This is a genomic window from Vibrio sp. V19_P1S1T109, from assembly GCF_002241375.1.
Taxonomy (GTDB): Bacteria; Pseudomonadota; Gammaproteobacteria; order Enterobacterales; family Vibrionaceae; genus Vibrio; species Vibrio anguillarum.
This window is the reverse complement of the sequence record NZ_NDIM01000173.1, coordinates 1-14401: the sequence shown is the minus strand read 5'-3', so window position 1 is coordinate 14401 and position 14401 is coordinate 1. Positions and strand designations below refer to the sequence as shown.

The 14401-nt window shown below is 44.8% G+C and carries 14 protein-coding genes; 3 read left to right on the top strand and 11 right to left on the bottom strand.

From position 1 onward, the window contains the following. From mltG to yceD, 10 genes are all read right to left on the bottom strand, one after another. On the bottom strand, positions 1-826 hold an 826-nt coding region (gene mltG / locus B9J87_RS08220), incomplete at its 3' end, for an endolytic transglycosylase MltG (protein WP_094150136.1). Continuing rightward, the gene (pabC, locus tag B9J87_RS08215; protein ID WP_094150134.1) at positions 823-1620 is read right to left on the bottom strand and encodes an aminodeoxychorismate lyase; all 798 of its coding nucleotides are present in this window, start codon (positions 1618-1620) and stop codon (positions 823-825) included. The genes mltG and pabC, both read right to left, overlap by 4 nt. Positions 1621-1697: 77 nt before the next feature. Further along, complete coding sequence (gene fabF, locus B9J87_RS08210) at positions 1698-2942, bottom strand: beta-ketoacyl-ACP synthase II (RefSeq protein ID WP_026028275.1); 1245 nt, start codon at positions 2940-2942, stop codon at positions 1698-1700. A 90-nt stretch (positions 2943-3032) separates the two neighbouring features. Then, the gene (gene acpP / locus B9J87_RS08205; RefSeq protein WP_014204679.1) at positions 3033-3266 is read right to left on the bottom strand and encodes an acyl carrier protein; all 234 of its coding nucleotides are present in this window, start codon (positions 3264-3266) and stop codon (positions 3033-3035) included. Positions 3267-3500: 234 nt separating this feature from the next. After that, positions 3501-4235 carry a 3-oxoacyl-ACP reductase FabG gene (gene fabG, locus B9J87_RS08200; RefSeq protein ID WP_026027249.1) on the bottom strand — a complete coding sequence of 245 codons (735 nt, stop codon included), beginning with the start codon at positions 4233-4235 and terminating at the stop codon, positions 3501-3503. 19 nt (positions 4236-4254) lie between these two features. After that, positions 4255-5178, bottom strand: a complete 924-nt coding sequence (gene fabD, locus B9J87_RS08195; protein ID WP_094150132.1) for an ACP S-malonyltransferase — start codon at positions 5176-5178, stop codon at positions 4255-4257. 63 nt (positions 5179-5241) lie between these two features. Next, entirely contained in the window at positions 5242-6192 is a 951-nt protein-coding gene (locus tag B9J87_RS08190; RefSeq protein WP_010319117.1) for a beta-ketoacyl-ACP synthase III, read from the bottom strand. Positions 6193-6197: 5 nt separating this feature from the next. Continuing rightward, positions 6198-7223, bottom strand: a complete 1026-nt coding sequence (plsX, locus tag B9J87_RS08185; RefSeq protein ID WP_017042562.1) for a phosphate acyltransferase PlsX — start codon at positions 7221-7223, stop codon at positions 6198-6200. A gap of 9 nt (positions 7224-7232) precedes the next feature. Next, the gene (rpmF, locus tag B9J87_RS08180) at positions 7233-7403 is read right to left on the bottom strand and encodes a 50S ribosomal protein L32 (protein ID WP_010319119.1); all 171 of its coding nucleotides are present in this window, start codon (positions 7401-7403) and stop codon (positions 7233-7235) included. A gap of 33 nt (positions 7404-7436) precedes the next feature. Beyond that, positions 7437-7961: a 23S rRNA accumulation protein YceD gene (gene yceD, locus B9J87_RS08175; RefSeq protein WP_010319120.1), complete on the bottom strand. Its 525-nt coding sequence runs from the start codon at positions 7959-7961 to the stop codon at positions 7437-7439. A 146-nt stretch (positions 7962-8107) separates the two neighbouring features. Here yceD and B9J87_RS08170 point away from each other — a divergent pair, with 146 nt between their 5' ends. Then, complete coding sequence (locus tag B9J87_RS08170) at positions 8108-8692, top strand: Maf family protein (RefSeq protein ID WP_013856402.1); 585 nt, start codon at positions 8108-8110, stop codon at positions 8690-8692. Between the two features lie 106 nt (positions 8693-8798). Here the strand turns inward: B9J87_RS08170 and rluC are convergent, their stop codons facing one another. Next, the gene (gene rluC / locus B9J87_RS08165; protein ID WP_094150138.1) at positions 8799-9746 is read right to left on the bottom strand and encodes a 23S rRNA pseudouridine(955/2504/2580) synthase RluC; all 948 of its coding nucleotides are present in this window, start codon (positions 9744-9746) and stop codon (positions 8799-8801) included. A 615-nt stretch (positions 9747-10361) separates the two neighbouring features. Here rluC and rne point away from each other — a divergent pair. Both rne and B9J87_RS08155 read left to right on the top strand, forming a co-directional pair. After that, complete coding sequence (gene rne, locus B9J87_RS08160; RefSeq protein ID WP_094150131.1) at positions 10362-13448, top strand: ribonuclease E; 3087 nt, start codon at positions 10362-10364, stop codon at positions 13446-13448. A 122-nt stretch (positions 13449-13570) separates the two neighbouring features. After that, a partial coding sequence (locus B9J87_RS08155) for a DMT family transporter (RefSeq protein ID WP_141201556.1) occupies positions 13571-14401 on the top strand: 831 nt, incomplete at its 3' end.

The following is a 14401-nucleotide window of genomic DNA, read 5'->3' as shown; positions in this document are numbered from 1 at the left end:
TAGTATAAGTATTAAATGGCGTCGGTGTTCTTAAGTCTTTTTTACGAAGATTGCCATCGTAGGCATCGCCAAGCCCGTAAATGACCGTAGGATCTGTCTGCAGCCGCATCCGTTTATTGAGTCGATTGACAAAAACGGAGGCAATGCGCCCTCGCTCTGAAGCAATAGCCGTTTCCTTTTCAATAATTGACGCCAAAATCAACGCTTCATAAGGCGTTTTAATTGGCAGATTTGGCTGGCGATTGGCCCAATGTTGATCGAGTATTTTCTCAAGACGTCTATTGGCCCTTTTTAGGATCTCAAAATCGGTCGTTCCAAAAGGGAAATGATAAGTCTCCGCCAGAAACAGTCCTTCAAGCTTTTGCTGCTCAATGCCTAATTTTTGGGCAATGTCGGCTTCTGCCAAATCAGCTATCGTGTTTGTCACGCCTTCGGTTTGTGCAAGCAGAGCTCGCCACTCATTAAAGCGGCTCCCTTCGACAAAGGTAATAGAGAACTGATGCTCTTTACCGGATATCACGTCACTTAAGAGATCGATCAATCGATCTCCGGGCTGTACTTGGTAAGTTCCCGCCTTAATTTTGGTTATTTCAGGATGCAGACGTCGCACTAACTTGTACATCGAAAAATCCGTTATCCATTTTTTCTCATTCAATAGCGTTAATACGCCATTAAGGCTCGTACCTGATTTTATGGTCACAACTTGCGATGAAGGAAGCGATAGAGGCTGTTCTAAATAAGCATCTACCTGTCGCTCAATGTAGAAATATATAGCTCCAACGGCGATAATGATCAGTAGTAATACAACGAGAATTCGATTAATCACGAGTTAAAACGCTCCTGAAAATAGCGTGTTACTTTACCAATAGGGAAAATCGTATCTGCAATTGCCGTGACAGGAGCAACGCCTAATAAGGAGTTAGTAATAAACACTTCATCTGCCGACAATAACTCTTCTAATGAGAATGCTCTCACCTCAACCTTGAGATCGGTAGCCGCCGCCAATAATACACGACGAATAACCCCAGCTACGCCTGCATTGTCTAAGCTTGGCGTACATAACCTATCCCCTGACACCCAAAAAATATTTGCAACCGTAGTTTCTATGACATGCTCATTGATGTCTAGCGCGATGCCGTCAGCGTACCCTTTTGCATCCATCTCTGACTTCAATAAAACTTGTTCTAGTCGATTGTTATGTTTGTGACCCGCCAATAATGGCGAGAGTCCCATCCGCTGTTGGCATACACCAAGCTCGATACCATCGGCTATCCACTGACCATAATGGGCTGGATACTCAAAGGTACTGATAGTGACTAGAGAATCGCCAACGTTAGCAGGGCTATAACCCCGACCACCTTGTCCGCGGCTAATATGAATTTTCACACCGGATTTTGCGGTACTAGGAACGATCGTTGAGAGCCAATGTTCAACTTGCCGCCAATCAGGGGCGGGAATAGCTAAACACCGCAAACAAGATTCCATGCGTTCAACGTGCATATCCCAATATTGAAGCTCACCAGCGCAAACGAGAATCGTTGTAAAGCAACCATCCCCATACTGAAAAGAGCGATCAGTAAGAGATAGAGTGTCACTAGGTTGTCCATTTACCCAAAACATCGTGCTTACCCCACAAAAAGAAACGGCTCAATGCTAAGCATCAAGCCGTTCAAACTCAAGTGTCACAACCACAATCATTAGATTTTTTTGAAAATCAACGAGCCGTTTGTACCACCAAAACCAAAAGAGTTACAGATAGCATATTCCATACCTTCCACTTTGCGGGCAGTGTGTGGAACAAGATCAATGCCTAAACCTTCTTCTGGATCATCAAGGTTAATGGTTGGTGGAACAATTTGGTCAACTAATGACATAACGGTGATAATGGCTTCAACAGAACCAGCCGCGCCTAGCAAATGACCAGTCATCGATTTAGTAGAAGAGACAAGAACTTGTTTCGAACCTTCTTCACCTAAAGCGCGCTTAACACCTTTAATTTCCGCAACATCACCAGCTGGAGTCGAAGTACCATGAGCGTTGACGTACCCGATTTGAGTACCTGTTACGCCCGCATCACGCATCGCGGCTTCCATCGCTAACGCACCGCCTGAACCGTCTTCGCTTGGTGAAGTCATGTGATAAGCATCACCAGACATACCAAAGCCAACTAACTCAGCATAAATCTTCGCACCGCGTGCTTTAGCATGTTCATATTCTTCAAGAACCATAACGCCCGCACCATCGCCTAGAACAAAGCCATCACGGCCCTTGTCCCAAGGACGAGACGCTTTTTGCGGTTCATCATTACGCGTAGACAATGCTTTTGCTGCGCCAAAACCCGCCATGCCAAGTGGTGTCGATGCTTTTTCTGCACCACCCGCCACCATCGCATCGGCATCACCGTATGCAATCATACGTGCCGCATGGCCAATGTTATGTAAACCTGTTGTGCATGCGGTAGAAATAGCGATATTTGGACCACGAAGACCACGCATGATAGACAAGTTGCCTGAAACCATGTTGACAATCGTTGAGGGTACAAAGAACGGGCTCACTTTACGTGGGCCTTTTTCTACCAAGGCATGATGGCCAGTTTCAATCAAGTCAAGACCACCAATACCAGAGCCGATAGCAACACCGATTCTTGGGGCATTTTCTGGAGTTACTGTGATACCAGAATCATTAAGTGCTTGGATACCCGCCGCAATACCGTACTGGATAAAGAGATCCATCTTACGGGCATCTTTTTTAGACATATACTCTTCGCAGTTAAAGTCTTTGACTAGACCTGCAAAACGAGTTGAAAAATTGGTGGTATCAAAATGTTCGATATTAACGATACCGCTTTGACCAGCTAGCAGGGCTTTCCAAGAAGATTCTACAGTGTTGCCTACCGGTGACAACATACCCATGCCAGTGACAACGACACGACGCTTGGACACGATCATATTCTCCGGAGTTGAAAAGTTCTATGAGAGGTATAGAAGAGTTAGAAAAACTCAGGCGGCCAGAGGGCCGCCTGGGGAGAGATATTACTGAGCGCTGTTTACGTAGTCGATTGCAGCTTGAACAGTAGTGATCTTCTCAGCTTCTTCATCTGGAATTTCAGTATCGAATTCTTCTTCTAGAGCCATTACTAGCTCAACTGTATCTAGAGAATCAGCACCTAGATCTTCTACGAAAGAAGCTTCATTCTTTACTTCTGCTTCGTCTACACCTAGCTGTTCAACAATGATTTTCTTTACGCGTTCTTCGATGTTGCTCATGTTTTCTTTTCCTTTACAGATTTCGCCTAATGCGATGGTTCCGTAGTTTATTCTAACTAGGGAAAGTTGCAAGTGGGTCATTGCTGGTCAAACCACAATTTTACCGATTTTAACCGAAATTAAGACCATTTTTGACTTAAATCATGCACAAATGTTGCGCATATAGTTAGCAAGTTTTACACGTTGTTGACAATAGCAAAGCCTTTATTTCATCAATAACGTTCAAAAACCAACTTATACCATGTACATCCCGCCATTTACGTGCAAAGTTTCACCCGTAATGTAGGCAGCCTCTGGAGAAGCTAAAAATACCACTGCCGACGCAATTTCGCGTGGATCGCCTAAGCGGCCAGCTGGCACTTGGGCTAGTGTAGCAGTACGTTGGTCATCATTCAGCGCTTTTGTCATATCTGTTTCGATAAAACCTGGCGCAACTGTGTTAACCGTCACACCACGAGATGCAACTTCGCGAGCCATAGACTTAGTAAAGCCAATTACGCCCGCTTTTGCCGCTGCGTAGTTGGTTTGACCAGCGTTACCCATAGTACCGACCACAGAGCCCACATTGATGATGCGACCATTGCGCTTTTTCATCATGCCACGTAGCACCGCTTTCGATAAACGGAAGATAGACGTTAAATTAGTATCAATAATATCTGACCATTCATCATCTTTCATGCGCATTAATAGATTATCACGAGTAATCCCGGCGTTATTCACAAGAATATCGATCACGCCAAACTCGTCATTGATGGTTTTCAGCGTCGCTGCGATAGATTCCACATCCGTCACGTTCAGCGCTAGGCCTTTACCATTATTACCAAGATATTCACTGATTGCCGCTGCACCGCTTTCGCTAGTAGCCGTGCCGATCACTGTTGCACCGCGTTCAACTAATAATTCAGCGATCGCTCGGCCAATACCACGGCTTGCGCCAGTCACGAGAGCAATTTTGCCTTCTAGGTTCATCATCTATTCTTTCCTTTGATTACTTAACGGCATCAAGTGAAGCAATGTCATTCACTGCTGCTGATTCAAGCGATTTAATAATGCGCTTAGTCAGGCCTGTCAAAACTTTGCCTGGGCCAACTTCAAGCAGCTTTTCTATGCCTTGCTCATTCATCAACTGCACACATTCTGTCCAACGAACAGGACTGTATAGTTGACGAACTAACGCATCTTTAATTTTGGCCGGATCAATTTCTGCTATTACATCCACATTGTTGATAACCGGAATTTGTGGTGCATTAAATTCAATCGATTGTAATGCAACCGCTAACTTGTCTGCTGCTGGCTTCATTAAAGCACAGTGAGAAGGAACAGAAACTGGCAATGGCAGCGCGCGCTTTGCTCCGGCCTCTTTGCATAACTGACCCGCACGTTCAACTGCATCTTTGTTGCCTGCGATGACAACTTGGCCTGGCGAGTTAAAGTTAACTGGTGAAACCACTTCACCTTGAGCAGCTTCTTCACACGCTTTTGCTATCAGCTCATCATCAAGACCGATAATAGCCGACATCGCACCTACGCCTGCCGGAACGGCTTCTTGCATTAACTGACCGCGCAGCTCTACTAATTTGATGGCTTGCTTAAAGTCAACTACACCAGCACACACCAGTGCGGAATACTCACCCAAGCTATGGCCAGCAAACAAGGCTGGCTGCTCTAAACCTAGGCTTTGCCATAGCCGCCAAAGGGCAACAGAAGAAGCGAGTAATGCCGGTTGAGTACGAGAGGTTTGGTTAAGATCTTCTACTGGGCCATTTTGTACCAATGCCCATAAATCATAACCCAGCACTTCAGAAGCTTCGGCAAATGTCTGTTGAATGACATCATACTGCTGACCAAGTTCCGCAAGCATACCAACTGATTGCGAGCCTTGACCTGGAAATACGATAGCAAACTTGCTCATTGTTTGTTTCCTTAAGTAAAAACAAGAGGTTGAACCAACCCCTTAAAATAAAAATCTATCCGCTTAAAACTTAACGAGTGCCGAGCCCCAAGTAAAACCACCACCGAAGGCTTCAAGCAATAACGTTTGACCACGTTGAATTCGACCATCTCGCACGGCTTCATCGAGCGCGGTTGGGACGGTAGCGGCAGACGTATTACCATGGCGATCAAGCGTTATTACGACTTGGTCAAGTGACATCGATAGTTTTTTCGCGGTCGCGGAAATAATGCGATAGTTAGCTTGATGAGGCACTAACCAATCTAATTCTGATTTGTGCATGTTATTGGCAGCAAGCGTATCTTTAACAAGCTTAGAGAGTTGCGTCACTGCCACTTTAAAGACTTCATTACCCGCCATATAGAGCCATTTATCCGCATCACCACCACGCTCTGGAACAGGTAAACTCAAGAGCTCGCCAAACTCACCATCAGAATAGATATGAGTCGACAAAATTCCTGGCTCTTCACTTGCACCAATAATGACGGCGCCTGCGCCATCACCAAATAAAATGATTGTCGAGCGGTCTGTTGGATCGCAGGTTTTAGACAAGGCATCAGCACCAATGACAAGAATGTTTTTACACATACCCGATTTGATGTGTTGATCTGCAATCGATAATCCATAGACAAAACCCGAACAAGCCGCCGCTAAATCAAAAGCGGGACATCCTTTGATGCCAAGCTTACCTTGCACCTGACATGCTGCCGAAGGAAATGCATGGCTACTGCTGGTTGTTGCAACAATAATCAGATCAATATCGTTTTTATCAATGCCGGCCATTTGAATGGCATTTTGCGCTGCATAGAAAGCCATATCCGCAACGGTTTCATTCTCCGCGCAAATGCGGCGCTCACGAATACCAGTACGGGCAATAATCCACTCATCGCTTGTCTCTACCATTTTCTCTAAATCTGCGTTGGTACGCACCTGAGATGGCAAGTAGCTGCCAGTACCTAAAATTTTGCTATACATGAAGACTAATAATGCCTCTCGAGTAAAACCGCTTCCAAACGATCGCTTATACGGCTGGGGACTTGTCGTTTGACCTCGTGTACCGCTTCGGAAATCGCATTCACGACGGCGAGTACATCAGCACTTCCATGACTTTTTATGACAATGCCGCGCAATCCTAACAAACTTGCGCCGTTATACTGGTCGGGGTTCAATGTTTTTAGTTCAGTAAATAATGAAGAAAACAGTTTTCGTGCAATCCAACCCTTTATGGATGAGCCCAAAAGTTGGCTTTTTAACTTATCAATAAAGAGTTGTGCTGTGCCTTCACATGCTTTCAGGCAAACATTACCGACGAAACCATCGCAAACAATCACATCAGCGACATCATCCAACAACTGATTACCTTCGATATAGCCGATATAGTTGACGGCCTGAGTTTGATTCAGCATTTCAGCGCAACGCTTCACTAAATCATTCCCTTTAATCTCTTCCGCACCAATATTAAGGATGGCAACTTTTGCAGAGCGGCCTAAATGCTGTTCGGCTAGCGCACTCCCCATGACAGCAAATTGAAACAGAGAATCTGCATCACTTGATACGTTCGCACCCAAATCCAGCATCCAAGTGCGTTGACCTGAAGCCGTCGGCAACGCTGAAACTAATGCAGGACGATCAATGCCGGGCAGCAATTTCAGACGAAAACGAGATAACGCCATGAGCGCACCTGTATTACCACCACTGACACAAGCATCAGCACGGCTATCAGAAACTAGGTCAATTGCGATGCCCATTGAACTTCCAGCACTATTGCGTAAGGCCAGAGAAGGTTTTTCGGAGTTAGAAATAACGCGGTCACTGTGCAAAATACTCAAGCGAGTATTAAGTTCATAACCTAATTGAGATAATTGATGTGTGATCAATACTTGATCACCAACGAGGATCACTTTGAGCTCTGGGAAATGCGACAGTGCCTGCACGGCGGCAGGCACTGTTACGCGAGGACCGAAATCCCCGCCCATTGCATCAAGTGCAACGGTTAAATATTGCAAAGGTCAACCTTACTTGCTGATAACCTTTTTGCCACGGTAATAACCGTCAGCAGTCATGTTGTGACGTAGGTGAGTTTCACCTGAAGTCGCATCTACAGATAGTGCAGATGTAGTTAGCGCATCATGTGAACGACGCATGCCACGACGTGCGCGTGATTTTTTGCTCTTTTGTACGGCCATTGACCCTACTCCTTTGTCTTAACCTATAACGAATTATCGTTTTAAGTTTTTTAAAACATCAAATGGATTCGGCTTTTCTTCCGCTAGTTCTTCTGGAAGTTCACCAAATACTAAATTGTCTGAATTAACGCTACATTCCGCTCTATCGTGCATTGCTACTTGTGGCAAGTTAATGATGAACTCGTCTTCAACTAATTGTACAAGGTCGATCTCACCGTACTCATTCGGATCTACCAAATCGTACTCTTCCGGTGCGTCTTCATCCGTTTTACTCCCCAAGTAAGGAGTATACTTGAACTGGACTTCGCACTCATGTGCGAAAACCTTGTTACAGCGTTGACACTCTAAATCGACAGAGATGTTAGCTTTACCAGAGATAACAACTAGTCGCTGTTCATCAAGCCCAAATGACAATGAGACTTGTGCGTCGCGTTTAACGCCTGCGACTGATTCTTCTAAACGCTTAAAAAGACTGAGTTGGATGATACCATCACAATCAAGTCGTTTTTGAGCTGCTTTAGCCGGATCAATCGATCGCGGTATTTTTACCTTTTGCATAGGGCGCGAATATTATCTTCCAAATCGGTTTTAGTCAAAGAAAAAGGCAAAAAAGTTCGTTTTTTCCCCTTTCCACTGAGAGAATTATGTACAGCATGTCTGATTGATATATGCTGCGGTAAAATTCGCAGCAATTCTAAATCAAAATGCAAAATTACCAACTAGTTTTAGCATCTACTTCGCCGTTTCGGCAGCAATTACTTAAAAAGCTGGATTTACCTTTTGTTACCTGCTCGCCTAATTGCGACGAAACTCCGTTGCCTGGTGAGCCCGCACAAGATCTGGTGACTCGTTTAGCGGAAACGAAAGCAAGATCTTACCATCCAAACCAACCCAGTTTAGTCATCGGTTCTGATCAAGTTTGCGTGATTGACGGTGAGATTATTGGCAAACCTCATACTCAAGAACAAGCCATTAAGCAGTTACTCAGACAAAGTGGAAAAGCCATCACTTTTTATACTGGGCTTGCGGTTTACAACTCAGTCTCTGGTCAATGCATGGTCACCATAGAACCCTTCACGGTTCATTTTCGCTCTTTATCTACCGAGATGGTGACGGCTTACGTGGCAAAAGAACAGCCACTACAGTGCGCAGGCAGCTTTATGTGTGAGGGCCTAGGCATTGCACTTTTTGAACGTTTAGAAGGTGATGACCCTAATAGTTTGGTTGGGTTACCATTAATTAAGCTAGTCTCAATGCTTGAGTCTCAAGGCATTACCGTTTTAGGATAATGATTAACAGTGAGCGCCTTGATCTGCGCTCACTTTTATACCATGACTTCGACCATTACTTTATGTTTCTACTATGTTGCTACTCGTTAGCGAATGAAAGCTGGCCTTAAGCGTTTCTCAATTTGACTAATGCTTGCTCTAGTTGAGTACCGAGTGGTGCATTAATGTCCATTAACGCCTCTGTCGAAGGGTGAATAAAACGAATATTGGCCGCGTGTAAGAATAATCGGTCAATGCCAAACTGTGCGGTATATGCGTCAAAACGGCGGTCACCATAACGATCATCCCACGCAATCGGGTGCCCTGTATACTGAGTATGAACGCGGATCTGATGAGTACGGCCAGTGATCGGACTGGCTTGCACCAAAGTTGCTTGTGCAAACTGTTCAAGGATCTTAAAGCGCGTTTCCGATGCTTTACCGTTTGGATTGACTCGCACAATGCTGTTCACTTCATTTTTCAATAGTGGCGCATTCACGACTTTACAGCTGCTTTTCCATTGCCCCATAACTAAAGCAAAGTAATATTTTTGAATCGTTTTTTCTCTAAACTGGGCTTGGAGATGGCGCAACGCGGAACGTTTTTTAGCCACTAATAAAATGCCCGACGTATCGCGATCGATACGGTGCACCAATTCCAAAAAGCGAGCTTCTGGGCGCAATGCACGTAGCGCTTCAATTGCGCCAAATTTCAAACCACTCCCACCATGAACAGCCGTACCGGAAGGTTTATTCAGAATAAGTAAGTGCTCATCCTCAAAAATAATGCAGTGTTCTAGCTCAGCGACTTTACTCAATTTGGTATTGGGTGTGTTGATCTCTTGATCCGACTGTTCGAGAGTCACTGGTGGTATTCTCACCACATCACCAGCCGATAACTTATATTCTGCTTTGATGCGTTTTTTATTTACACGAACCTCTCCTTTGCGCAGGATTCGGTAAACCATACTTTTGGGAACGTTTTTTAATTGGTTACGCAAAAAATTGTCAATGCGTTGACCAGCCATATCTTCATCGATATCGATGAGCTGGACTTGGGTTCTAATTTCACTCATGGGCGCCATTGTACCACTGTAAATTGTTTAAATTCACATTTTCTTCGCCACAAAAAAGAATATTTTCATCTGCTGTTTAATGGCAAATTGGCGAGAATTACACCAATTGAAATGTGACTGTGGATAAAATTAAATATTACCCATTACAATTCTTACTTTAACAACTAAAACTCTTTGATAAACATTAAATTAGCCATCTAACTTTTAGACCTATTCTCATTTTTTTGACCTGTTCATAACAAAGCAGATTGCTGTGTTTACCTGTCACTGCTATAGTTCACAGCTGCAATGAATGATTCGGTGATTTTTTATTCTTTACCGTCCATTTTTGAGCAAAATAGTGAGTAGACTGCTAAGCGTCAATGTGCTGCACATGGCGTAAGACACTATTGAGCGAAGCTATCTTGTTGCTCTACTCATCGTCATTTCATGTTGAGTATTTTCCGCCAATACGCGGATCGCAGGCAATCGTGTGCGTGCGATAACTGAAGTGCCCTAGAGCATCCCCTCCAGCCGGGAGGCTGCACCTTTTAGTCATGGGATCTGGCACCGTGAAAACGAAACCCAGCAACAAGTCCAATAATCAAAACTAAAGAAAGATAACGAGATTTTTAAATGAAAAGAATGCTAATTAACGCAACTCAAAAAGAAGAGTTGCGTGTCGCGCTGGTTGATGGCCAACGACTTTTTGATCTAGACATCGAAAGTCCAGGACATGAATCTAAAAAGGCGAACATCTATAAAGGACGTATCACCCGTGTTGAACCGAGTTTAGAAGCTGCATTTGTTGATTACGGCGCTGAACGTCACGGTTTCCTTCCTCTCAAAGAAATTGCCCGCGAATATTTCCCTGATGGCTACACTTACCAAGGCCGTCCAAACATCAAAGAAGCGCTTAAAGAAGGCCAAGAAGTTATTGTCCAAGTTGAAAAGGAAGAGCGAGGCAGCAAAGGCGCTGCGTTGACCACTTTCATTTCTCTTGCTGGTAGCTACCTAGTTCTTATGCCAAACAATCCTCGTGCCGGTGGTATTTCACGCCGTATCGAAGGCGATGAGCGTACCGAATTAAAAACCGCATTGAGCAGTTTAGAGCTTCCTCAAGGCATGGGCCTTATCGTTCGCACTGCAGGTGTGGGCAAAAGTGCGGAAGAGCTAGAGTGGGACTTAAACGTTTTGCTCAATCACTGGAGCGCAATCAAACAGGCTTCCGATTTGCGTCCTGCACCGCTACTTATTCACCAAGAGAGCAACGTCATTGTACGCGCAATTCGTGATTATCTGCGTCGTGACATTGGTGAAATTCTAATTGATAGCAACACAATTTATGAACGTGCCCTTGAGCACATTCGTTTGGTGCGTCCTGATTTCGTGAGTCGTGTAAAAAAATACGACGGTGAAGTACCCCTATTTAGCCATTACCAAATTGAAAGCCAAATCGAATCGGCTTTCCAGCGTGAAGTGCGTTTGCCTTCTGGTGGCTCTATTGTTATCGACCCAACCGAAGCATTGACCTCAATTGATATCAACTCTGCTCGTGCAACAAAAGGCGGCGATATTGAAGAGACGGCGCTTAACACCAACTTAGAAGCAGCCGATGAAATTGCTCGCCAATTACGTCTGCGCGATTTGGGCGGATTAGTGGTTATCGATTTCATCGATATGACTCCTGTTCGTCACCAACGTGAAGTAGAAAACCGTTTACGCGATGCCGTACGCCTAGATCGTGCTCGCGTACAAATTGGCCGAATTTCACGTTTTGGCTTGTTAGAAATGTCGCGTCAGCGCTTGAGCCCATCACTTGCCGAAGCAAGTCACCATATCTGCCCACGCTGCTCTGGTACCGGAGTGGTTCGTGATAATGAATCTCTTGCGCTCTCTGTTTTACGTCTCATTGAAGAAGAAGCACTAAAAGATAATACCGCTCAAGTTATGGCGGTGGTTCCCGTTCCTATTGCATCTTATCTACTCAATGAAAAACGTCGCTCAATCAATCATATTGAACGCATTCAAGAAGTCGAGATCACCATTGTCCCTAACTCTGAAATGGAAACGCCTCATTTTGAAGTGATCCGTGTCCGTGAAGGGGAAGAGCAAGAAATACTCTCTTACTTAGTGCCAATGAAACTAGAAGCACTGAAAGAAGCAGAAGGTAAAGAAAGCTCAGATATCGATTTCAAACCAAAACGCATTGAAGAACCAGCGTTGAAAGGGTTTGCTGCTCCAGCACAAACTATTCCAGCTCCAACACCTAAAGCAGAAGTAGCGGTTCCAGTCAAAGAGATCGCTGTTGAACCAGGCAAACCAGGTCTATTTGGCCGCATCGTTAAAGCTCTTGGTAGCATCTTCTCAACCACCACGGAAGAGGTGAAAACTGAGGAAGAGCAACAAAAACAAGAAAACGAACGTAGCCAAGCACCACGCCAGCGTCGTGATCGAAATGACCAACGTCGTCGTAACGGACGCGGTGAAAATGTTAATCGCGACAACGCAAACCGTGACAGAAACAAACGTAAACCTGTCAATACCTCTGCTCTTGTTGAAGAAACACAAGACAAAGAAATTGTTGCTACCAACGAGCCTCGTAAGACACAAGCTCGCAAGCCAAAACAAGAGCGCCGCAACAAGCGTGATGACAGCAAATCTGAAAAGTTAGCGGAGCAAGGGCTACAACTTGCGGCTGAAGCGCAAGCCGTTACCTTGACAGCGAATGAAGATAAAACGGAAGAGAAAACGGCAAAAGTCAAAGAACGCCGTCAACGCCGTAAGTTAAACAAACAAGTTCGTGTAAAAGATCAGACAATCGCTCAAGAACAACCAGAAGCTGAAATGTTGATCAATACAACCCCGGCAGCAGAGGTTATTGAAGCCGTAAAAGCTGAAACAGCACAATCTGTTGAGACATCGGTCGTTACACCAAACGACGACAATGAGAATGACGATCAAAATCAACGTCGCAATCGCCGCTCCCCTCGTCATTTACGAGCCAGTGGTCAACGTCGACGCCGTGGTCGTGATCGTCGCCCTAACCCATTCCGTTTACGCAAAGGTGGGGTTGCCTCTCCTGAGATGGCAATGGGTAAAGTGATGCCTCGCTATGACCTGTCTAAACCTGTGTATCAAGCACCAGTAACAGAGCAAGTCGCAGCGGTTGAACCTGTTCAACAAGTGGCAGATGTCGTAGATAACAATACCGAGATAACGTTAGGTGGTTTTGCTTTCCCTGAAATGGCAATGGGTAAGGTCATTATTCGCCACGAAGAGAACCAGAGCGTCGTTGAAGAACCTGTTACAGTCTCTTTGCAGGACGTTATTGAACCTCAAGTACCATCGACAGTGGTAACAGAATCGGTTTCAGTCACAGAATCGGTCACTGTAGAAGCCGTTATTTCGGAGCCAGTAATCGCAGAAGTTGTTATTGAAAAGACTACCTCTATTGAGCTCGTTGTCGAAGAAAAAGCCACGACAGAGAAAGTACCAGCATTGAAGGTTGAAGCAGTAACTAAGGCACCTGAAGCCGTATTACCTCAAACAATCAAAGCGCATGCATTCTCTCCGATGACCAAAGCCTCAGGCTCTTTGTTGCTCAAAGAGATTGAAATCGTATCAGCACCTTTCCATGCTGAACGAATTGCAACTCGTGCAGCAGGCAGCCAGTCAGCGCAAAGTCAAGCTGGTGCGGCAATGACTAAACCACAGTATTAATCTCTGAACCGAGTTTAAATACCATTAAAGGGCTGCATTCGCAGCCCTTTTTATATTCCGCTTGCCCAATATCTCTGCATCTCATAGCATGGCCTCTTTCTTGTCACTCAAAATGGACTTCCATGACTTGGATCTTATTCACTCTTCTGGCCGCGTTCATGCAATCTTGGCGCAATGCATTCCAAAGTCGCTTAGCAACTGAGGTCAGTACTACTGGTGTTACCCTTGCCCGCTTTCTTTGGGCTGGCCCTATCGCGACTCTCTATCTCATCACTTTGTATCATTTCATACCCGCGAAATTACCTACATTGTCATTGACCTTTATCGCTTTCATTATCGGCGCGTCATTGATGCAAATCGTCGCGACTGCGCTCATGGTTAAGCTTTTTAAATTAAATAACTATGCTGTAGGTGCTGGGCTAGCCAAAAGCGAAGCCTTAGTTGCCGCTATTTTAGGAATGATTTTTTTTGGGACTCATTTGACAGGCTTGGGCTGGATTGGCGTCATCGTTGGTGGCATTGGTGTATTTTTGATGAGCACGCACGGCAATGTTAAGCAGCTTTCAATGCCAACTGTTTTACTGGGATTAAGTTGTGGTAGTGCCTTTGCGCTCACTTCATTGTGGGTACGTGAAGCCAGTTTAGCACTTGGCTTACCCTTTCCACACAGTGCTGCTTGGGTATTATTGTTGGTCATTTCACTGCAGACTTTATTACTGCTAATTTACCTAATGGTGACCGACAACAACTCATTAAAACAATTATGGATAAGACCTAAGCTGACGCTATTAACCAGCACAAGTAGCTGTCTTGGTTCTATTGGTTGGTTCAGTGCAATGTCTCTTCAAACCGTACCTTATGTAAAAACTTTAGGCCAAATTGAGATCTTTTTTACGATGTTAATTTCTATTTTTTGGCTAAAACAATCGGTAAAAATTAAAGATGGACTGGGG